Below are 22,942 nucleotides of genomic sequence, written 5' to 3'. Positions count from 1 at the left end.
AGTTTGTTGAGGTCATACTTGACTTCGCTCGGTATGACAAAAGATTTTAACAATACCGCCAATCTTCTTCTCTTAGATTTCGGGTCAATCCGCCGCGGCGGACGGAGTGACAGGGCAGGGGTTATATTTATTAGCAAGCAACACACCCCTTTTGTTCCCCTCTCGAGAGGGGAAAAGAAGGGGTGTGTTGGATTACTGTTTTACATTATTATCAATCCATTTTTCTATTTCTTTAACAATATAATCGCAGTTATAAAAAACATCTTCATCTTTAAATCTTAGAAATTTAACACCGAGTTGTTCTAATCTGTTTTGTCTTTTGGAATCATATAGTTCTTTGCCAATGTGTGAGAGCCCGTCTATTTCAATTGCCAGTAAAAGTTCACTGCAAAAGAAATCAACTATGTATTCATCAATTGGTTTTTGTCTGTGGAAATCGTACCCGCGTAATTGTCTGCCTTTAAGGAAAGTCCAGAGCAGAATTTCTGTCCGTGTGCTGTTGTTTCTTAGCTCACGTGCTTTTTCTTTTAATGCGGGATTGTAGTTGAGTATTTTTCTTCTTGATTTGAATTTCATTGTATATGGACTTGCTGATAAGTAAAGCAACACACCCCTGCCTTCGGCATCCCCTCTCAAGAGGGGAATTTAAAAGGGGTGTGTTTATTGCTTAAAAATATAGATTACATTGCAGGCCAGAGCCAGCCAAAAACCCCACCGGTGAATAAAGCATAAATCAATCCATCAAAAATGAACTTGAAGGTTGTGCTCCATTTTCTTTTGTACCAGATGCTGTCGTGCACGAGTGCAAGACCGTAACCAATGAAAGCAGTTGTGCCGGTGAAACGGAAAACGGAAAGATAATTGGCACCTGCAGGCAGTGCGTGTCCGGCAATATATGCGGCAAAAATTCCTACAACCAGAGAAAACAAAAACCACAAAGTGAGTGATGCCCCCATCCCTGTTTGTCCCGAAGGAAAAACAGTCATCATAACAACAGGTCCCTGATTCATTTTATCTTTGAACTCCTGAGAGTTTCTGACTTTGTTATCCGTCGTGTGAGGAAGTACATAGTCACCGGGGGATAAATTAGCTTTACGCAGATCAGACATCACTTGATCTTCTGAAGATACTTTCTGAAAATCAGAGTTATGATGTTTAAAAACTATGTGAACAACAGAGCTAACGAGAAACACTACAACTGAAGAAAGCAGTATAGGAAGCCAGAGATCCATTAACAGTACCATCTTTACTCCTTAGGTTTATAAATAGTTTAATTGAATTAAGCGGTGATAAAATAGTTATTATTCTTTACGAAGCAAAGAGGAATAATGCAAAGTGAAAATATCAAGGGGAAGGAATTTTTGTTAAAGTCACTTTACTTAATGAGATTTACATTGTAAAAAATTTTATTGAAAGGAATAAATCCGAAATGAAAATAATTTTGCTGCTTGTGTTTATCAGCTTACCACTTAAAGCAAACAACCGGAATCAGAACTTACTGCAATCCGATGGATATAAATTATCAATATAATTTTGAACAGAAAGATTTGGGCATATCATACCGCTCCGGTGCTGATCCTGTAATTGTAAATCATAATGGTGAATATTATTTGTTTGTTACAATATCAGGAGGGTGGTGGCATTCAAAAGATTTACTTCATTGGAATTACGTCAAGCCCGACAAATGGCCTGTGGAAGATATGTGCGCCGGCAGCACTTTCGTACAACGACACACTCCTGCTTTTTCAATCAACTTTTGCACAGAGACCAATTTATTTTATGACTGATCCAACTTCAGGTCATCTTGACTATTTAAATCTTCCGCTTCCATTGCTTGCTGATAGTATTGGTGGTCCGTGGGATCCTTGTATTTTTTACGACAAAGAAATTAACAAATGGTATATGTATTGGGGCTCGTCAAATATTTATCCAATTTTTGGTGATGAGCTGGATAAGAATAATGGACTAGTTTATAAAAATGCAGCCAAAGAATTAATTTACCTTCACCCGGAATTGAATGGATGGGAGAGATTCGGTTATGATCATCGCGATACGATCAAACCATTTGTTGAAGGCGCGTGGATGACTAAGTTCAACAAAAAATATTATCTAATGTATGGCGCTCCCGGAACAGAATACAATGTTTACGCCAACGGAGTTTATGTAAGCGAACAGCCGCTGGGTCCTTTTGAATACGCTCCAAACAATCCTGTGTCATATAAGCCGGGGGGATTTGTAACCGGCGCCGGACATGGAAATACTTTTCAGGATAATTACGGCAACTGGTGGAACACCGGAACACCGTGGGTTGCAGTCAATTGGAATTTTGAACGACGAATTGCAATGTTTCCGGAGGGGTTTGATAATGATGGGCTGATGTTTTCCGACACACGCTTTGGAGATTTCCCGCATTTTATTCCCGACAAGAAATGGAATACCTCAAACGAATTATTTACAGGCTGGATGCTTTTATCTTATAAAAAAAATGTTTTATCTGCCTCCACCTTTGAAAATTATTCGACGGATAATTTAACGGATGAAAATCCAAGGACATTTTGGGTGGCTGAAAAAAATAATTCGAATCAATGGCTTGTTCTTGATTTGGGAAAAATTTGCACTGTTAATGCTTTGCAAATCAACTACACGGATTTTCAGAATAATATTTATAAAAGCGATTCAACTGTTTATACACAATTTAAAATATACTCATCGTCTGATAATGTAAATTGGAAATTAATCACCGACCTGACAAATGAAAGACACGATAGACCAAATGCGTACATTGAATTTCCATTGCCGGTATCAGCACGCTATATCAAGTATGAACATATTTATGCCGCTTCTAAAAATCTTGCAATAAGCGATATAAGAATTTTTGGAAATTATAACGGCGCTTTACCAAACACGCCGGATAATTTTTCCGTTCAACGTGACAACGACAGAAGAAATGTTTTTATCAAATGGGACTCTGTACCGGATGCAGTCGGCTATAATATTTTGTGGGGTATCAAGCCGGATAAATTGTATGAAACTTATCAAGTGTTTGCGGATAGACAAACAGAATTAGAGTTGAGAGCGCTGACAATTGATCTGGAATATTACTTTGCAATAGAGTCTTTCAACGAATCTGGTGCTTCTGAATTGAGTGAAGTTAAATTTTGTGAGTGAACGTTTCCTTTTTTTTGTCTTTGAGAATTCACGGCATAAACAAAAAAAATAACTTCAAAATAAAGTGAGCAATTCAGGTATTCATTCGGTTACAGCGAGCAATTGCAAAATAATTCCAAACTTGGGGTATTGATATAACCGCTCATCCTCTAAATCCGATTAAAGCCATTAATTCTTTTGCCTCAACTCTTTTATTCGCTTAAATTTGAATCATAAAAAAATTCAAACAAAATTAAAAGGAGCTAATTGTGTTTAGATACACTCCGATATTAATGATAGGATTTATTTCAATTATGTTAACAAGCCTAAGTGCTCAGGACAAAAAAATCCTTCCGTACCCCATTCATCAGCATAAACTTGCGAATGATTTGAATGTGGTAACGATTCCTTTCGATAGTCCGGGTTTAGCATCATTTTTCATAGTAGTTAGAGTGGGTTCAAGAAATGAAATAGAGGAGGGTGTTACCGGCTTTGCCCATTTCTTTGAACACATGATGTTCAGGGGGACTGATAAATATTCACGCGAAGAATATAACAAAGTTTTGAAAATGACCGGTGCAGGTGCAAACGCAAACACTTCATTAGATAGAACAATTTATCACATGACAGGCAATGTAGATTATCTTGAAAAAATGTTTGACCTTGAAGCGGATAGATTTATGAATCTTAAATATTCCGAACATGACTTCAAAGTTGAAGCAGGCGCAGTTAAGGGGGAGTACACGAAGAACTTTGCAAGCCCATATCAACAGCTTTATGAAAACCTGCTAAACACAGCATTTGAATCACACACCTATAAACATACGACAATGGGATTCTTTAAGGACATAGTTGATATGCCGAATCAATATGAATACTCAAGGAAGTTTTTTGACCGCTACTATCGTCCGGAATATTCTACAATTGTTGTTGTTGGCGATGTAACACCGGAAAGAGCAAATGAACTTGCAGAAAAATATTTTGGAGCATGGCAGAAAGGAAATTATACTGTTGACATCCCGGTTGAACCGGAACAAAAGACGACAAAATATTTTCACTTACAAAATGGTTCTATTCCCCCCTATCTGAGTATGAATTATAAAGCTCCGGCATTCAGCGATTCCAAAATTGATATGCCTGCAATTGATGTTTTGAATACAATTTTATTTTCTCAAAATTCAGCGCTATATAAAAAGCTTGTTATTGATGAACAAAAGCTCAGATTTCTTGGAGGCAGCGCTACGGATTCCCGCGATCCATATCTGATCAGTATCGACGCTTCATTTATCAGCAAAGATGATTTCCAGTATGTTCGAAACGAAATAACTAAAGCAATCGAAGACATAAAAAAAAATGGTGTTGATCCAAAGCTGCTTCAGGAAACTAAATCTAATTTAAAATACAGTTATGCAATGGGGATTGATAATCCAAATGCGATTGCAAACTCTGTCAGCCATTATATTTATTTGACTGGAGACCCCGAGTCTGTAAACAGACTTTACGCTTTGTATGACAAAGTAACAATTGAAGATGTTAAAACGGCTGCAAGCAAATATTATATTGAAAACGGTTTAACCATCGGCACCATCTCTGCTGATGAGAAAGGCGGGGTTAAATAATGAAAGCATTAATTATTTCATTGATATTAACAGGAATTATTATGGCGCAGGAAGTTGTAGAACTGAAGCAGCCTAATTCAACCAAGGTTGTAGTAAAGCTGATGTTTAAGAATGGTTCAATCTCGGATCCTATCGGGAAAGAAGGATTGACTAATCTAACTGCCGAATTAATAACGCAAGGCGGCACCGGCGAACTGAGTTTCAGCGATATTCAGAATAAAATATATCCTATGGCAGCCGGTTATTATTCTTCTGTTGATAAAGAAGTGACGATTTTTACTTTCCAATTTCATAAAGATTGGATGAAGGAATTTTACCCCATCCTGATCGGCTTGATAACAAATCCCACTTTCAGTGAGGCAGATTTTGAAAGAGTAAAAGTAAATCAGCAAGCCTATGTTGATCAGGTTATCCGCGCATCATCTGATGAGGAATACAGTAAGAAAGCGCTTGAGGATTTTCTATTCCGCGGGACAAATTATCAGTCAATGGTCGAAGGGAAATCAAATTCAGTTAAGTCGCTTACACTTGAAGATGTAAAAGTTCACTTCAAAAATTATTTTACTAAAAACAATTTAATGATCGGGATTGCAGGAAGTTATACTGATGAATTTTTAAATAAGTTGAAATCTGATCTTGCGACTTTGCCGGATGTAAATCCTGTAATACCTTCTGCGCCAATTGTAAAAATTTCTGATGGTATTGATGTTGAAATAATTGCAAAGGACGGTGCGTTCGGATCTGCAATTTATGCGGGTTATCCATTGCCAATTACCCGATCGGATGATGAGTTTGCAGCGCTGATGGTTGCAAATTCTTATTTGGGCGAACATAGAAAATCTTACGGCAAGCTTTATCAGATGATCCGCGAGGAGCGCTCAATGAATTACGGAGATTACTCATATATCGAGTGGTATAATAACGGGGGAGGCAATATGGTTCCTCCATCTGGTGTGCCGAGACAATCGAATTATTTCTCTTTGTGGATACGACCTGTTCAGATCGCAAAGCAGTTGAAAGCGCAGTATGAAGAATTGAAAGATATCAACATTGGTCACGCACATTTTGCGCTGAGGATGGCTTTGCGTGAAATGGATAAGATGATTAAGAACGGAATTTCCGCCGAAGATTTTGAACAGACTCGTGCATTTCTTCAAAGCTATATTAAGCTTTATGTTACCTCTTCTGATCAGCAGCTTGGTTATTTAATGGATTCAAAAATGTACGGCAGAGAAAATTACATTAATGAATTGGGTGAATTACTTTCTAAGCTTACTCTTGATGATGTAAATAATGCGATCAAAAAGTATATGCAGATTGATAAAATGAAAATTACAATTGTGACAGATGTAAGTGAAGCAGAAGCTCTTGCTAACAGTTTGAAAAATAATCTGCCTTCCCCGATGAGTTATTCTAATTTGGTGAAGGCGGGGTTACCTCCGGAAATATTAAAGGAAGATTCAGAGACGGAAAATTTTAAACTGAATGTTAAGAAAGTAAATGTAATAGATTCAAAAGAGACTTTTAAATAAGAAAATAAGTTTATGCTAAAGCTAAACTTGGGGGAGATGATTTCTTTTAGAGAAAATATCATCTTTCTATTTAATTCTTGAGCCGGGTTAAGCCTGCTTTTGATTACAATTATTTTTCTGCAGTCAAATTGATTAGTCATTTTCTGCTCGTGTTTTAGTGTCAGTTGGAGGAAGCCGAAACCAATAACGCCTGCAATGAATGAAGCTATAAGAATTGCAATTTTTGAATTGTTAACAGTGTCTGCATTGTCAAACGCAAGAAGAGTAATGAAGATTGACATTGTAAAACCTATTCCAGCTAAAAATCCAGCACCGATGATATTTTTCCATTTTAAATCTGTCGGCAGAGCACAAAGTCCCAATCCAACGCCAATAATTGAAAAGAGCCAGATTCCTAAAGGCTTCCCGATTACAAGTCCTGCAATAATTCCTAAACTATTTGTTTGCCCTAATCCAATTTGCCAAGTGTCACCGACAGCAATACAGGTATTGGCTATTGCAAACAATGGCAGAATAAAAAAAGCAACTGGTTTGTGAATGAAATGCTGAAGAATATAAGAAGGTGATTTGTCGCTTCCGCTGCCAAATGGAATTGCAAATGCTAACAGGACGCCCGTTATTGTAGGATGAACACCTGAATTCATCATAAAATACCACATTGCAGCACCGCCAACTAAATATGGTATTAAGTTTTGAATTTTCAGTCGGTTTAGTATAATCAGAAAACCAAAAATGCTTAACGCAATAAATAAATTTATAAATGCAATTGAGGTTGTGTAAAAAATTGCAATAACTATAATTGCACCCAGGTCGTCCATTACTGCTAAAGCAGTTAAGAATATTTTAAGGGAGGTGGGTACACGATTACCCAAAAGGGATAAAATGCCGATAGCAAAAGCAATGTCTGTCGCCATTGGAATACCAGCACCGGCTTGAGTGTCTGTCCCGAAATTGAGTAATAAAAATATCCCTGCTGGAAGAAGCATACCGCCAATAGCACCAAAGACTGGCAATGAAGCATTTTTTAAGCTGGAAAGTTCTCCGTGATAAATTTCCCTCTCTAACTCTAAACCAATTAGGAGAAAAAAGATGGTCATTAGTCCGTCGTTAATCCAATGAACGAGACTGTGTCCGCCCAAATCAAAATACCAAAAGTTAATATAGTCTGTTTGCCAGGCAGAATTTGCAAGAACAAGTGAAAACACAGTCACGAGGACTAAAATTAGTCCGCCAGCTTTTTCGCTGTCAAAAAAATCGTTGAAAAGTTGTGTTAGTTTCATCATATTTATTTGTTTGAGTCAAGAATTCTATTTATGGCTTTAACGGTTTCTGGCTTTGCCTTCGGGCGTGTCCCGGAATATAAAACTGTTAATAAGCACTGGACTTGAATAGAAGCATAAAGCTCCAAGTTTGCAAGTCACCCCGCCTGATGCTAAGCCGATGTTATAGGCTGTGTTTCTTTATTGACAGTCGTTATAGTTCATTTTTTAATTGTCGTTCGTGTTGAACAAATAAAGGTCTTGTTTCAGTTACATTATCTCGTAAGTTGATGCTTGCCGAATATTTCATTCCTCAGCCAATTTACTCTTTAATTCAACTGATAAGTTTTTATCTATCAAAACCATTGTTGCATCTTGGCAATATTGTGTTTTTCCGAGATATTGTTCGTATCCAGATGTTTTAATAGTAGTAAACTCAGTCCACTCCTTATTCTCTTGAGATAAAAATTCTCCACATAAGAGAAAAGTCTTTTCGCTGTTTGGTGATTTAATATAGCCAATTTTCACATTACGGAAATCAATAGGTGTCGGTGGTTGATGATTACGAAAATCATTGGAAGAAGAAGTAATTAAAAACTGAACAACGGTGTCTGGAATACTTTCATTTTCAGAAATTGGGGTTGAATTGTCTTTCGTTTCTGTTTTATTGTTAGAGTTACAACTTATGATTGCTGACATAAATACTATGAAAGTAAATGCTTTTAATGTGTTTTTAAAGATTTGTTTGGTCATATCGTTATTAAATTTATTGTTTTGTCTTGTCGTTTGAGTTGTTGTCCTAACATAGTCCATAACTCATTTATAGGTCTCACAAAACCAGACATATACAACCATTTTTAGTTGTATAAGTCTCATTAAAGTGAGTCTTTATTTTTCCAAACTTAAATAATTTTTCTTTATAAATCATCAAAAGGTTGAGTTCAACAAACCTACCGCGATCTTTTTTGTTTACCTGTCCATTTTTTCTTTTTGTCTTTTTCAAAATTTCCGGGTCTTGAATGTCCCGAATTATTTTTTCTATGCTCTTGTTGTGCAGGTTTCACAGGATTATGATCTATCAATGGAAACGGGTGATCTTCGACTACAGTAATTTTTTTACCAATTAATTTTTCTATATCGCGCAGGTAAGTTTTTTCTGTCGCATCGCAAAATGAAATTGCTGTTCCTTTTGCCCCTGCCCTTCCGGTTCTTCCGATACGATGAACATAAGTTTCTGCCATATTGGAAATTTCATAGTTGAATACATATTCTAAATCGTCAACATCAATTCCTCGTGAGGCAATATCTGTTGCCACCAAAACACGAGTTGTTTGAGCTTTGAAATTTGTCAGTGCGCGCTGTCTTGCAGTTTGTGATTTATTACTATGAATAACTTCTGCTTTAATCTTATGTTTTAAAAGATAACTTACAACTTTATCCGCACCGTGTTTAGTGCGTGTAAAGACCAACGCCGGTTTAATATTTTTATCTTTTAAAATATCAACCAGCAAAGCATTTTTATTTCCTTTATCAACGAAGTAAACAAATTGCTCAATAATATCTACCGTCAAAGATTCGGGCGTTACAGAAACTTCAACAGGGTGGTGTAAGATTGTGTTTGCAAGTTTGATTATTTCGGGCATGATAGTGGCAGAAAAGAAAAGTGATTGTCTTTTTTTCGGAAGGGCAGCCAAGATTCTTTTTACGTCATGAATAAAACCCATATCGAGCATTCGATCTGCTTCATCTAAAACAAAAATTTCCACGTCACGCAAAGTTAAATGCCCTTGGTTCATAAGATCTAATAACCTGCCCGGCGTTGCAACTACAATATCCACACCGTTGTGCAATGCCGATGTTTGCGGGCTTTGGCTAACACCGCCAAAAACTACTGCACAGTTTAATCCCGTATGTCTTCCATAAGCCTTAAAACTTTCGCCAATTTGAATTGCCAATTCTCTTGTCGGAGTAACGATGAGGCTTCTCACTTTCCTTTTCTTCTGATAAACTTTATTTGAACTTAATATTTGAAGGATGGGGATTGCAAAAGCAGCAGTCTTCCCGGTTCCTGTTTGCGCACAGCCGAGCAAGTCAGTGCCTTGCAAAATAATAGGAATTGATTGTGCTTGTATTGGGGTTGGGGTAATATAGCCTTCTTCTTTTACTGCCCGTAAAATAGGCTCAATAATATTTAATGATTTGAATTGAATGTCAGGTATGTGTGTTGAGTTGTTAACTTCTGTCTTTGGCAAATTTATAATTCCTATGTGTTTTTTTTAATTTTGTACAATTTTGTTTTTGATTAATCAAACAATTGCTTAATCAATTCGTGCTTTAATGCTTTTTAGTAATCCCAATTGTTCTGCCTGGCTCTGGATTAAGATTTTTATTTGATCCTCTAGTAATAAATCTATTTTCTGATGCAAACTTCTTAGTTCTAATTCTGCTTTAAGATTTATCAGGTAATCGTTCTCATTTCTTTTTCGATCTTTTTCTTCTTTTCTATTTTGGCTCATCATAATAACCGGTGCCTGAATTGCTGCTATTGCTGATAAGACTAAATTCATAAGAATGAATGGGTAAGGATCAAATTTATCATTAGGAGGGGAGATGGTATTGAATAAAATCCAAATCAAAAGTATTATTGAGAAACTAATAATAAACATCCAACTGCCGCCGAATCTTGCGACCTTGTCTGAAACAGTTTGCCCTTTAGTTAAGATTTCTTTGGGCTGGTGTAAGAGGTTTTGAACGATTAATTTTTCTTCAGCTATAGCTTGCTTAACAATTTGTTGAAGTTTTGCTAATTGTTCGTCTTCCGACTGAAGGAGTTTAGATGTATCTATCTTCATAGTTTAATTTCACTTTATAAAGTTTAGTGTTATTAGTAAAATAATTATTAAAATCCCTATTAGTGCGAGTATAAATAAATAGTCGGCTATCGTTTCAGTTCTTTTTTCAGTTGTAAGGTTTGTTGATCTGATTGAAAAAATGAAAGGAGGCAGGAGAAAGTTAGTAAAATTGCAACACCGGAAGTTAATTCATCAATAATGTAAGCTTCTAATTGGTTGGTGACATGTAATGCAGTAATAACGAAAAGACAAAATCCTAAAAGGTTTGCTGCCGTATTCAAGATGTGTTGAGAGGTTTTGTTTGCCATTTTAGATTGAAACTTTTGTTTTCCCTAATTAAAATTTGATTTTAATACTGATACATAGCACTAATGCTAATAGAATTCTTAACGTAATATTACATAATCTTTCTTTAAATCAATATTGATTGTTGAAAAATCAAACCTAAAAGATATTCTAAAAAAAAGCCGCGATATTCAATCACGGCATTGTGAAATTATGTCTCAGAACCATTTACTTTTTATCAAACAATCCGCCAAGCAAATCAGTTGCTTTGCTCATCAAATCACCTTCAGGAACTTTTCCATCAGGAGTTAATTTATCAACAACTTGTGGAAGCAGATTTGAAAGTTGTGATGTAACTGCGTTTGAATCCATACCAAGTTTTGATGCTATATTTTTTACAGTATCATCACCTAACACGCCTTTAAGTTGATCTGGAGAAACAGGAAGATTTTTCCCGGTTCCAACCCAGGAGCCAACAACATCGCCTAAGCCTTTTGCTCCAAACTGGCTGATTAAATTATTTAATCCGCCGCTTTGTCCGCCAACCAGATTCATTACAGTTGACATGAGATCATTTTGTTTATCTCCGCCGCCAAGTGCGGATTTGACCGTGTTAAGTATGTCCATTTTAATCCTTTCTTAGTTTTATAAAAGCCTTATCTAAATTTATTAAAAACTTGATTTAATTTCTTAATAATGTATTGGATAAAAATAAAAAATCAGTAATACATAAGGACTGGTTTTAGGCTTGATAGCTTGATTTTATACACACGTTAATGACGCTTCAATTTTTCTTCAGAATTATTTATTTACTTTACAGTGTGAAAATTTTATTAATTGAAGATGAAAAAGATCTTGCCAAATCTATCGTTGATTTTATTGGCAAAGAAAATTATTTAATTGACACAGCACATAGATATTCTGATGCTGATGAGAAAATTAGTTTAGATGAATATGATTGTGCCATGGTTGATTTGATGCTGCCCGATGGCTCGGGTTTAGAGTTAGTTAAAAAGTTAAAAAAACTTCAACCCAAATGCGGAATAATTATTATCACCGCAAAAAATACCATTGATGATAAACTAACCGGACTTGATCTTGGTGCAGATGATTATCTTACAAAACCATTTCATCTTGCGGAACTTAATGCAAGAATTAAATCCGTTTTAAGAAGAAGACTGTTTGATGGAAGCAGTGAAATAATTATTAACGAAATAGTTATTGATACTGAAAAACGTGAAGTAAAAGTTAATAACAAAATTGTTGAGCTAACAAGAAGAGAATACGAGATACTTCTTTTCTTTATAAGCAACAAAGAAAGAGTTTTAACCAAAGAATCAATTGTTGAGCACATTTGGGGCGATGATGCAAATGCTTTTGATAATTTTGATTTCGTTTACACACACATAAAAAATCTTCGCAAAAAACTTATTGAGCAAGGTGCTAATGATTACATTAAATCTGTTTATGGAATTGGATATAAGTTAACATTAAAATGAAGCTTATAAATAAAATAAGTCGCTACTTTCTTTTCGTTTCGATATTGGTTTTCATAGTTGTATCGGTTGGACTTTATTTCGTTATTGAAAATACTATTACTGAAGAAACCGACGAACAATTGTCTAACATTTCTCAAAAAGCTGTTCAAGAATTAAAAAACGGTAGAGCGGTTAGCTTTTCTCCTTTCGTAGAAATCATCCCGGTTAATCATGCAAATGATAAAAATGAATTTAACGATGTATTGATTAAGTCTAACGAGGAGGATGATGGAGAACCATTCAGGCAGCTTACTTCATTTACAAATGTAAATGGCAAATTTTATAAAGTTATTGTCCGGATATCTTTAATAGAAAAAGAAGATATGCTTAGTTCTATTCTCACTGTTGTACTTATATCTTTTTTGCTTTTCGTTTTCGTTTTGTACTTTGTAAATAATAAAGTTTCTAAAAATATTCTCAAAGATTTTTACGATACCTTAAAAAAACTTGAAGGATTTTCCATTAAGAGCGATGAAGAATTATTATTAAGTAATACTAACATCGAAGAATTTAATCAGCTTAACAAATCAGTTTTGTTCTTATCTCAAAGAGCAAAAAATGAATATCGCAGTTTAAAAGAATTTTCTGAAGATATGAATCACGAAATTCAAACGCCGCTTGCAATTGCAAAATCAAAGCTTGAAATATTGTTGCAGGATGAAGAATTAAACGAAAATGATTTGAATCAAGTAAATGCTGTTTTAACAAATCTTAACAGATTAGAGCGAGTTAATAAATCAATTTTACTTTTGAATAAACTTGAGCATAAAAATCTGTTTGAAAATGCACCAATAATTATTGAAGATGAAATTAAAAGTATTCTTTCAACATTTTCGGATTTTATAAAAACCAAAAATTTAATTGTTGAAACTGAATTTGAGGATAAAACTTCTATTAATGCAAATCAATCTTTAATAAATATTCTTTTTACAAACCTAATCTCAAATGCAATAAAGCATAATAATCAAAATGGAAAAATAATTGTTGAATTGAAGAACAAACTTTTTAGCATAAAAAATAGTGGTGTTCCATTACAAGAAAATCCATCAATAATGTTTAATCGTTTTGTAAAAAGCACAAATAGTGTTGATTCTGTTGGATTGGGATTAACAATTGTTAAAAGAATTTGTGATTTGTATAGTTTTAAAATCCAATATGAAACCCAAAATGAATGGCACGAAATAAAACTTTATTTTTAGTTTTATTCTGCTTTTTTAATGAGGTTTTTATAATCTATTTTTTTCTTTAATAGGATGCCGATAAAAACAGAATTACTCTGCTTAATTTTGTTGTTGCCATAACATTTAACTGAGGATTAAAAATAAGTGTAAAATTAACTGCCCTTAACACTTCAGAATTCCTTCAGATTCATATTCTAACTTCACTAAGTTAAAAATTGGAGATATTTGATAATAATGTTACCAATTCCATTTGCCAAACTGGCGTGGAAGATTAAATAATTGTTTTATACAATAACAAAAGGAGTTAGGATGAAAAGCAAAAAAATTGTTCTCTTGTTTAGTGCTTCTTTAGTAGTAGCACTATTCTTTTCGGCTTGCAACAAGTCAGATCCAAATTCACCAACATCGCTGGACAAATCCAGCACTGTTATTTTGAAAGCAAATGGCAAAACAGCAACCAATATAAACAGCATTGCTAGCGCAAATGGAAATTTGTCTTTATCTACTTTCAATATCAGTTTATCCAAAATAAACATACAAGAAAATTCAGGATTTGACGGTGAGCAAACTGGGGAAAATAATGACGGAGGTTCAAACAATGGCGATACCGAAGCTCCAGATATTTTATTAAATGGTCCATTCACTTTTAACATTGCAAGTGGTTCTGTTGACGTTGGAACTTTTGCAGTTTATCCCGGAACATTTAAACAAGTTGATTTAAACTTTTTTACCGATGTAAATCCGCCATTCAATGGCAATTCATTATTTGTAAATGGAGACTTTGTTAAAAGTAATGGGAATGTTATTCCGTTTGTTCTTCAATCAAAATTTTCAAATACATTCCAAACTTTAATTAGCGGCACCGGAATTACTGTCACACAAAACAGTACAGTTCCGGTCACTATTATGTTTGATTTTGATAAAATGTTCGCAAACATAAATTTTGACTCGGCAACGATTACTAACGGCACAATTATAATTGATGAAACAAATAATAGTTCATTGCTTCAGTCTTTTGAAAACAATCTGAATAACAGTGTTGAATTAGAAGATTAAATTTGAGGTTAATAGTCTTTTTATTTATTATGAGGGAAACGTTCTGTTTCCCTTTTTTAATAAAAAAATCTTATAGCACAAAGAAATTAAAGAACTATTGCTGCACCAACAAATCAACAATTAAATTTAAGGAGATACAAAAATGAAGAGAGTAATTACATTTTTATTGTTCACATTAGCATTACTTATTTTTGTTGCTTGCAATAACAAAAAAGTAAGTACGCAATTAAAAACTGTTAGTCCCGACACAACACAGAGCTTTAAACCCTTAGTGGAGAAATATCATTAGATAAACTGCCTATTAACATTAAAGAGTATGTAAACAAACATTATCCGGGATATGCAATAAAAAAAGCCGCATACGATCCTTTATGCACAGGTGAAGACGCAATGGATATTGCCATCAGTAAACAAGATAGTCCGGATTATTCATTAATTTTCTTATTTGATGGAACATTTGTCCAATTAGAAGAAGATATTGATTTAAGTAAAGCTCCTGCAAAAGTTTTGGAAACGGTAAAAGCAAAATATGCTGATTTTCAACCAGCACATAAAATAGAAAGCCTAACCTTAGCTGATAAAAGCATTGCATATCTTGTAGATTTAACGAAAGGGACTTTAACCAAAGAAGTGATTCTTAAAGCAGACGGTACGATAGTTTGTGAACAATAAGATATTTAGAATTATAAATGGTTCGAAAAATGAAAACAAATATTATTATAACTCTGCTTCTATTCGCTACAAATCTCTTTGCCCAGCAAAATTTAGATTTCTATTTAAATGCCGCTTATCAAAATAATCCGTCAATAAATGAGCAGCAGAATTTGCTCAGAATTAATAGTTTACAAAGAGACTTGGATTATGCACAAACATCTGGTTTTCAAATGTATTTATCTGCTAACTATCTCTTTGTTCCTTACTTCAATAATAGCGGCGGAATTATAACATCAAATCCGGATCAGAATGCTATTGGTTATGATATTGGATTAACAAACGGCGGATTGTATTCTGCTCAATTTAATATAGAAAAAAATATTTTTAACGGCGCATTAAACGATGCATTATCAAACCAACGGATTATTTCAGAAAACAAAATTAAAAATGACATAGAATTATTAAAGACAGATTTGAGTAAACAAGTTACTGATCAATATCTCCAGTCATACCTATCATATCAGCTTTATAATATGACAACTGAACTTATCTCTTACCTAAATGATCAATTAAAAATTTTAGGTGAGCTTGTAGAAAGTGGAATGGCAAAACAATCCGAGTATTTGTTACTCTCTGTTGAAATTGAGAATCAAAAAATTGCAGAAAATGATTATTATGTTCAATTCACTTCCAATCTTTCTCAGCTTAATTCGTTATGTGGAATTAAAGATAGCAGTGTTGTTGAGCTTGATTCTGTTTCACTAAAACTTAAAAGCATAAAAACAAATTCCGAATTTTTCAAAAAATTTGAGCTGGATAGTCTTTCAATCGAAAATCAGCAGCAGATTTTTGAGACAAAATATCAACCGCAAGTTTCATTGTTTTTTAATACCGGCTTAAATGCCGTTGAGTTAAATAATATTCAGAGAAAATTTGGATTAAGTGCAGGGGTAAATTTTTTCACTACCGATTTTTGATGGCAATCAAAGGTCGCTAACACAGCAGCAAACCAAAGTATCTATTGAAACAATAAATAATTATAGATCTAATTTCGCAATTCTTCTTGATAACCAGAAAAGCTCGGTATTAAAAAAAATTGAAAGTCTGAAAAACAATTTGAGCAACCTTTCCAGACAAATGGAAAGCTACAACACAGTGATAAAAATATCTGAGCGGGAATTGAGGCAAGGACAACTTTCTATGATTGAATATCTAACCATACTCAAAAACTTTGCTGATTTTAAGAAAAATAAGATCACAACCGAAATAAATTATCAGATTGAAATCAACAATTATAATTATTGGGATTATTAAGATGAGAAAATCAATTTTCATAAACAGATTGCTTCGCTCCGCCTGCAAGGACAAAAGCTTAACTTTATTGCCTGAGAAAAGCACAAATCAATCTCAAAACTTTTTTTCACTAATAATATTTTTAATCTTCTCAATATTTATTGTTTCCTGCTCAAGCGATACCAAAACAACACCTACAAAAACGTTGGGCACTCCTGTAAAGGTTGCAAATCCATCTGAATCATCTTTAACCGATTATATGAGTTTCAATGCAACTACTTTTTTTATGAAAAAAGAAATTGTGCGCTCAACATTTCAAGGATTCATTCAAAAGGTTTATAAAAATATTGGTGATTATGTAAATGCTGGCGATATCGTTTTCACAGTGATTACAAAAGAAGCTTATGCAGCTGATAGTTTGCGGGTAAAATTAAGTGATGAGATTTTTAGCGGAGTTGTGAATATTAAATCAAAAACCAGCGGTATACTGACCGAATTAAATTATAATGTTGGTGATTTTGTTTCCGATGGTGAACAGCTTGCTGTTATTTCAAACCCTCATTCACTTGCAGTTTTACTGAATGTTCCTTACCAGCATATCTCTAAAATAAAATTAAAATCGAGCTGTGTATTAATTTTTCCAAATGGTAAACAGATTACCGGCATAATTTCCAAATCACTTCCAAGCGTTGATCCTGTTTCTCAAACACAAACATTTCTAATTGACTTTGCTGACGGAAAAGATATTCCTGCTAATTTAAATCTTGAGGTAAAAATTCCGGTGAATTTTATAAAGAATACCGTTGTAGTGCCTAAATCAGCAATTCAATCAGATGAAACACTTACGAAATTCTGGATAATGAAATTATTAAATGATACTCTGGCAATTAAAACTCCGATTACAAAAGGAATTGAGAACGATAGTTTGGTACAAATAGTAACTCCAAAATTATCATTGACAGATAGAATTATAGTTGATGGCGCTTATGGTTTGCCTGATACTGCGAAAGTGTTATCAAAGAGTAATCATTTTGAGGAAACGCAACGATGAAACAATTTAAAAATATAATTCATTAGATAAATGAAATACTATGAACACCTTTTACACGAAATATAAAAGTCCGATAATTGTAATTCTGTTCGTTACTCTTTTAGGAGGAATATTTTCTCTTTCTAAAATTCAATCGGGATTGTTTCCGGATATAACATTTCCTAAAATCAAAATTATTGCTGATAACGGGCAGCAGCCGGTTGATAAAATGATGGTTACTGTTACTATTCCTATAGAAAATGCAATTAAGAAAGTTCAGGACTTAAATTTAATCCGAAGCACTACAAGCCGCGGCAGTTGCGAAATCTCAGCTTTTCTGAATTGGAATACCGATATTGATTTAGGCAAACAGCGTATTGAAGCACAAATAAATGCAATTAAACAACAACTTCCTCCTGATGTAAATATCGTAATTGAAAAAATGAACCCTTCCATTCTGCCGGTAATGGGTTTTTCACTTGAAGGTGAAGGCAGAGGTCAAATTGAGTTAAGACAAATTGCTGAGTATACAATTAAACCATTTTTATCAAGAGTAAATGGTGTTTCAGAAATAGCAGTGATTGGCGGTAAAACAAAAGAGTATCATATAATAATTGATCCAGTCAAACTGAGTCAGCTTGGTATTACACCAAAAACTATTACGGATGTCCTTGCACAATCCAACATTATTACATCGACAGGTTATATAAAAGACTACAATCGTTTATACTTAACAATCACAGATGCAGCTATAGAAGAAAAAAGCGAACTTGAAAATACAATCATTAGTAACTCACCTAAAAGAACAATTAAGCTGAAAGATATTGCAACAATTGAAATTGGCGAGTTGAAAGAATACTTAAAAATTAATGCTAACGGAAAAAATGTTCCGCTTGTTGCAGTAATAAAGCAGCCAAACTCAAACTTAATTGAAGTTGTTGATAGTGTAAAATCTCAAATAACTCAGTTGAATAAAATTCTACCTAAAGGCGTTGTGCTAAAACCATTTTATAACCAAGCTGATTTTGTTAGTGATTCAATCAATAGTTTGAAAGATGTTTTGTGGATTGGACTTTTACTAGCAATAATAGTTACGATTATTTTCCTTCGCTCATTAAAAGGAAGTGCTGTAATTTTAATTACAATTCCAATTACTCTTAGCTTAACTATTACTATCCTTTATTCGCTTGGTTACACTTTTAACATAATGACAATTGGAGCAATTGCTGCAGCAATAGGTTTAATCATTGATGATGCAATCGTTGTTGTTGAACAAATCCACAGAACACACGAAGAAAACCACAACACAAGTACTCATGAACTTATACCCAAAGCAATAAAATATCTTTTCCCGGCGATGGTTGGTTCATCTTTAAGTACAATTGTAATTTTCCTTCCCTTTGCTTTAATGAGTGGTGTTGCCGGTGCATATTTCAAGGTTCTAACCGATACAATGATTATCACTCTAATATCTTCGTTCTTTGTTACCTGGATAGGACTGCCGGTTATTTATCTTTTACTTTCAAAAAAAGAGCATTCAATTAAAGCCAGGTCAAAAGCAGCAAACAAAGTCGGTTGGGTTTACTTTTTTATTAAGCGTCCGTTTATTGCAAGCAGTATAATTGTGCTATTAATTTTTCTTGTATATTATTTGCTGCCAAAATTACCATCTGGCTTTTTACCTGAAATGGATGAAGGTTCAATTGTCCTTGATTATGAAAGCCCACCGGGAACATCGCTTGAAGACACTGATAAAATGCTTCAATATGTTGATAATGTTTTAAGCACAATTCCCGAAGTCGAGTCTTTTTCAAGAAGAACAGGGACACAAATGGGATTTTTTATCACCGAACCGAATCGTGGTGATTATCTTATCCAATTAAAGAAAAAAAGAAATAAAACCACTACACAGGTTTCAGATGAAATAAGAAATAAAATTGAAACGGCGCTTCCTTCGCTTCGTGTTGATTTTGGTCAGGTAATTACAGATATGCTTGGTGATTTGATGAGTTCTGTTCAACCGATCGAGATAAAAGTTTTTGGCGATGACAAAACTACTCTTTATCAATTAGCAAATGATGTTGCCAATATAGTTAAAAACACAAACGGCACCGCTGATGTATTTAATGGAATTGTAATTGCCGGCCCTGAGTTAACCTTTGATCCGGACATTGCCAGGCTCAGTCAATATCAATTATCTCCACAGGATTTTCAGTTTCAGATACAAACAAAAATTGAAGGAAGTGTCGTCGGTTCAATATTAGAGAAAAACCGTATGGTTGATATCAGAATGATTGAACAGAAAAAGGACCAAACAATAAATGAACTTAAGAATACTTCAATATTCATTCCCGATGGAAGATTAAAACCTATTGATGAGTTTGCTAATTTCAGATTAACAAGCGGAGTTGCAGAAATCGAGCGGGAAAATTTAAAACAAATGGTTGCCGTTACTGCAAGATTAAACAATCGGGATTTGGGCAGCACCCTTGCTGATATTCAAAAAAATATTTCAGCAAAAATTTCCTTACCACAAGGGTATCAGATTATCTATGGCGGTTCTTATGCCGATCAACAGCAGGCTTTCAAAGAGTTAATTACCATTTTATTACTTGCTGTCTTATTAGTTTTTACTGTTATACTCTTTCTGTTCAGAAAAGTAAGAATTGGCTTTGCAATTATTTTTCTTGCTGTTCTTGGTATAAGCGGAAGTGTACTTGCATTATATTTAACCGGAACTCCTTTAAATGTTGGAAGTTATATTGGGTTGATTATGATTGTCGGAATTATCGGAGAAAATTCTATTTTTACTTACCTGCAATTTACAGTAGCGAAACAAAACGGAATGAAAAAAGATGAAGCAATTGCATACGCAATATCGGTAAGACTTCGTCCAAATTTAATGACAGCACTTGGAGCTATAACAGCACTATTTCCGCTTGCACTTGGAATTGGCAGCGGAGCGCAATTACATCAGCCTCTGGCAATTGCAATAATAGGAGGGTTTATAATTGCTATACCTTTGCTGATAATTGTGCTGCCCAGCATCTTAATGAAAATTGAAAAATAGAATTTTCACTTCAGAATTTCTTTAGATTCACTTTTTATGTTTACAGCGTAACAAAAGAACAATTATCAACAACATAAAAAGGAGTTCATAAAATGAAAGCGAAATATTTTTTAATCGCAATTTTACTTGTTTCATTTACAGTTTTTGCACAAGAAACAAAAGTTCCAAAAGCAGTTAAAGATTCTTTCTCAAAGCTTTATCCCAAAGTAACGGATGTAAAATGGGATAAAGAAGGTAAAACAGAGTTTGAGGCTGGCTTCAAAGAAAATGGAACAGATGTTTCTGTTGTATTTGATGAAAAAGGAAATCAAAAAGAGACTGAAACTGCCATTCAAATCTCAGAGCTTCCTAAATCAGCAGCATCATTTGTAGAAAAAAATTATGCCGGTTTCAAAATAACAGAAACGGCAAAAATTATTAGTGCAAAAGGTGAAGTAACCTTCGAAGCTGAAATTACAAAAGATAACGTGAAAAAGGATTTGCTCTTTGATTCAAAAGGGAATATTGATCAGAAAGATATGAGCAATGAAAACGAAGAAGAAGAAGATGATGATGAGGATAAAGATTAGGTTTTTGTTTTTTAATAAATAAGCTCACTCAAAAATTATTATGCCTTGAAGGTCGCTTCCCCAGACCTTCAAGGCATCTGAAAAAGAATAAATGACAAACTTCATTTCTATCCTAAAGTTTCTAAAATAAATTTATTCTGGATTGCTTTTGTTTTAACAAGACCATTTGGAGCTACATTTGGCGACCTTCTTACAAAGCCGATAGAAAAAGGGGGGCTTGACTTTGGTACAATAGCTGCGTCAATATTTTTCGCAACAATTTTAACTATTGGTTTGATAAAAGAAACTAAGTTAGAAAAAGTAAGAGTCTAAAAAATGAAATGGGACAAATTCATTTATAATATTTTCTCTTTATAATAGATAATATTCTCTGCCATTCCATCAAACACAAAATAATGAAACGGAAGAACCGAATACCAATACAATCTTCCCAATAATCCCTTAGGACGAAAAGTTGCTGTTTGTTTTAAAAAGTTTTTTCCATCTTTGTTTAAGATCTTGAACTCAAGCCAGGCTTCACCGGGTAATTTCATTTCAGCATAAAGCAGTAATCGTTTGTTGTCTTTATCAGCGGCAAGCACACGCCAGAAGTCGAGAGTGTCGCCAGTATGAATTTCTGTTTTATTAGTTCTTCCTCTTCGTAAACCAACCCCGCCAGCTAGTTTATCTAAAAATCCACGTAAGTGCCATAGCCAATCACCGTAATACCATCCGCGCTCACCGCCGATTGACCAGAGGTTATCAATAACTTGTTCAGCGCTTGTTGCAATTTCTTTTTCTCTTTTATCAACAAAGCATCCGTTCGTTGGAATGTTTATATGCTCAAGCAAAGAATTATCAACATAACTTGATACAAGAGAATCTTTCCAGCTTGACACAACATTATTTTGTTCTATCTTTTGAAATGCATTCTGCACAGCTTCTTTATAAGATATTGGTTTTATGTTAAGCATTTTCTCAAGACCGTTATTCTGTGCAACTACTTCAATCTTCATACTGTTAACAAGATTTATTGCAAGCATATAAGATGTTGATGTTACAAAGTACAACCAGTAAGAGGAGAGTCTTGGCGTCATAATGGGAATAGTATAAATAAATCTTTTAAGTCCGCGCACTTCTGCTAATTGCAAAAGCATTTGTTTGTAAGATAAAATATCCGGTCCGCCAACATCGTAAGATTTGTTAAAAGTTTCTGGTTTAAGTAAAACTCCGGTTAGAAATTCTAAAATATTTCTAATTGCAATCGGTTGGTGTTTTGTATTAAGCCATTTTGGGGTGATCATCACTGGGAGTTTTTCAACAAGATCACGTATAATTTCAAATGAAGCACTGCCCGATCCAACTATAATCCCCGCTTTGATTGATGTGAGTGGAATACCGCTTTTACTTAATATCTCCTCAACTTTTTTTCTTGATGCAAGATGCTTTGAAAGTTTTTCTTCGTTAGTAATTCCACCAAGATAAATAATTTGCTTTATGGAAGTTTGCTTAACAAGTTGTATAAAATTATTTGCTGAGGTTTCTTCAAGCGAACCAAAATCTTTTACATTTGAACTCATTGAGTGAATGAGATAAAAAGCCGCATCAATATCTTTAATATTACTTAAACTTGAACTTTGAATGTCTTTAAGAAAATCAATTTCCAACAAAGAAATGTTATGATGCTTATAAATCCCTTCCGAGGGAAATCTATTTTTATCGCGCACACAGCAAATAACCTCGTGTCCTTGTTCTATCAAAACGGGAAGAAGTCTTTTGCCGATATATCCAGTTGCACCGGTTAATAGTATTTTCATTTTTTTATTTATCAAAACAAACTGTTAAGGAAAAAATTCTAGAGCATCTGAAATTTAATTA

At 34.1% G+C, this 22,942-nt stretch carries 19 protein-coding genes and 2 pseudogenes; 13 read left to right on the top strand and 8 right to left on the bottom strand.

All coding sequences use genetic code 11. The annotated features are described in order from the left end of the window. Positions 1-192: 192 nt before the first annotated feature. Together IPH11_04300 and IPH11_04295 are read right to left on the bottom strand one after the other, a co-directional pair. The gene (locus IPH11_04300) at positions 193-576 is read right to left on the bottom strand and encodes a DUF559 domain-containing protein (GenBank protein ID MBK6912911.1); all 384 of its coding nucleotides are present in this window, start codon (positions 574-576) and stop codon (positions 193-195) included. A 104-nt stretch (positions 577-680) separates the two neighbouring features. Then, entirely contained in the window at positions 681-1,244 is a 564-nt protein-coding gene (locus IPH11_04295) for a hypothetical protein (protein MBK6912910.1), read from the bottom strand. Between the two features lie 264 nt (positions 1,245-1,508). Between IPH11_04295 and IPH11_04290 the strand changes: the two are divergent. From IPH11_04290 to IPH11_04280, 3 genes and pseudogenes are all read left to right on the top strand, one after another. Then, positions 1,509-3,168: pseudogene (locus IPH11_04290) on the top strand (family 43 glycosylhydrolase). A 248-nt stretch (positions 3,169-3,416) separates the two neighbouring features. Continuing rightward, positions 3,417-4,766: an insulinase family protein gene (locus tag IPH11_04285; GenBank protein ID MBK6912909.1), complete on the top strand. Its 1,350-nt coding sequence runs from the start codon at positions 3,417-3,419 to the stop codon at positions 4,764-4,766. Further along, entirely contained in the window at positions 4,766-6,298 is a 1,533-nt protein-coding gene (locus IPH11_04280; protein MBK6912908.1) for an insulinase family protein, read from the top strand. The genes IPH11_04285 and IPH11_04280 overlap by 1 nt, the downstream gene beginning before the upstream one ends. 1,565 nt (positions 6,299-7,863) lie before the next feature. On the opposite strand, the gene IPH11_04275 is transcribed toward IPH11_04280, so the two are convergent. The 5 genes and pseudogenes from IPH11_04275 to IPH11_04255 form a co-directional block, all read right to left on the bottom strand. Next, on the bottom strand, positions 7,864-8,370 hold the full coding sequence (locus IPH11_04275) for a hypothetical protein (protein MBK6912907.1): 507 nt from the start codon (positions 8,368-8,370) through the stop codon (positions 7,864-7,866). Between the two features lie 137 nt (positions 8,371-8,507). Beyond that, on the bottom strand, positions 8,508-9,767 hold the full coding sequence (locus IPH11_04270; protein ID MBK6912906.1) for a DEAD/DEAH box helicase: 1,260 nt from the start codon (positions 9,765-9,767) through the stop codon (positions 8,508-8,510). A gap of 108 nt (positions 9,768-9,875) precedes the next feature. After that, entirely contained in the window at positions 9,876-10,409 is a 534-nt protein-coding gene (locus IPH11_04265) for a DUF1003 domain-containing protein (GenBank protein ID MBK6912905.1), read from the bottom strand. Between the two features lie 9 nt (positions 10,410-10,418). After that, positions 10,419-10,717 (bottom strand): annotated as a pseudogene (locus IPH11_04260) (hypothetical protein). Positions 10,718-10,922: 205 nt separating this feature from the next. Then, a complete protein-coding gene (locus tag IPH11_04255) occupies positions 10,923-11,321 on the bottom strand; it encodes a DUF937 domain-containing protein (GenBank protein ID MBK6912904.1) in 399 nt (132 codons plus the stop codon). A gap of 194 nt (positions 11,322-11,515) precedes the next feature. Here IPH11_04255 and IPH11_04250 point away from each other — a divergent pair, with 194 nt between their 5' ends. The 10 genes from IPH11_04250 (at position 11,516) to IPH11_04205 (ending at position 21,397) form a co-directional block, all read left to right on the top strand. Further along, positions 11,516-12,193: a response regulator transcription factor gene (locus tag IPH11_04250; GenBank protein MBK6912903.1), complete on the top strand. Its 678-nt coding sequence runs from the start codon at positions 11,516-11,518 to the stop codon at positions 12,191-12,193. Then, entirely contained in the window at positions 12,190-13,431 is a 1,242-nt protein-coding gene (locus IPH11_04245; GenBank protein MBK6912902.1) for a HAMP domain-containing histidine kinase, read from the top strand. The genes IPH11_04250 and IPH11_04245 overlap by 4 nt, the downstream gene beginning before the upstream one ends. A 291-nt stretch (positions 13,432-13,722) precedes the next feature. Then, positions 13,723-14,469 carry a hypothetical protein gene (locus IPH11_04240; protein ID MBK6912901.1) on the top strand — a complete coding sequence of 249 codons (747 nt, stop codon included), beginning with the start codon at positions 13,723-13,725 and terminating at the stop codon, positions 14,467-14,469. Between the two features lie 390 nt (positions 14,470-14,859). Continuing rightward, complete coding sequence (locus IPH11_04235) at positions 14,860-15,141, top strand: hypothetical protein (protein MBK6912900.1); 282 nt, start codon at positions 14,860-14,862, stop codon at positions 15,139-15,141. A 29-nt stretch (positions 15,142-15,170) separates the two neighbouring features. Continuing rightward, positions 15,171-16,100, top strand: a complete 930-nt coding sequence (locus tag IPH11_04230) for a TolC family protein (GenBank protein MBK6912899.1) — start codon at positions 15,171-15,173, stop codon at positions 16,098-16,100. Further along, entirely contained in the window at positions 16,078-16,437 is a 360-nt protein-coding gene (locus IPH11_04225) for a TolC family protein (GenBank protein MBK6912898.1), read from the top strand. Before IPH11_04230 ends, IPH11_04225 begins: the two co-directional genes overlap by 23 nt. 1 nt (position 16,438) lies before the next feature. Then, on the top strand, positions 16,439-17,467 hold the full coding sequence (locus tag IPH11_04220) for an HlyD family efflux transporter periplasmic adaptor subunit (protein ID MBK6912897.1): 1,029 nt from the start codon (positions 16,439-16,441) through the stop codon (positions 17,465-17,467). A gap of 40 nt (positions 17,468-17,507) precedes the next feature. Continuing rightward, entirely contained in the window at positions 17,508-20,516 is a 3,009-nt protein-coding gene (locus IPH11_04215) for an efflux RND transporter permease subunit (GenBank protein MBK6912896.1), read from the top strand. A gap of 92 nt (positions 20,517-20,608) precedes the next feature. Then, positions 20,609-21,085: a PepSY-like domain-containing protein gene (locus IPH11_04210; protein ID MBK6912895.1), complete on the top strand. Its 477-nt coding sequence runs from the start codon at positions 20,609-20,611 to the stop codon at positions 21,083-21,085. Positions 21,086-21,172: 87 nt separating this feature from the next. Then, complete coding sequence (locus tag IPH11_04205) at positions 21,173-21,397, top strand: hypothetical protein (GenBank protein ID MBK6912894.1); 225 nt, start codon at positions 21,173-21,175, stop codon at positions 21,395-21,397. 23 nt (positions 21,398-21,420) lie between these two features. On the opposite strand, the gene IPH11_04200 is transcribed toward IPH11_04205, so the two are convergent. Then, the gene (locus IPH11_04200; protein MBK6912893.1) at positions 21,421-22,881 is read right to left on the bottom strand and encodes an SDR family oxidoreductase; all 1,461 of its coding nucleotides are present in this window, start codon (positions 22,879-22,881) and stop codon (positions 21,421-21,423) included. Positions 22,882-22,942: the final 61 nt, after the last annotated feature.

Source organism: Ignavibacteriales bacterium (assembly GCA_016709155.1).
GTDB lineage: Bacteria > Bacteroidota > Ignavibacteria > Ignavibacteriales > Ignavibacteriaceae > JADJEI01.
Note: the sequence above shows the minus strand (reverse complement) of the source record. Positions and strands in the feature narration are given on the sequence as shown.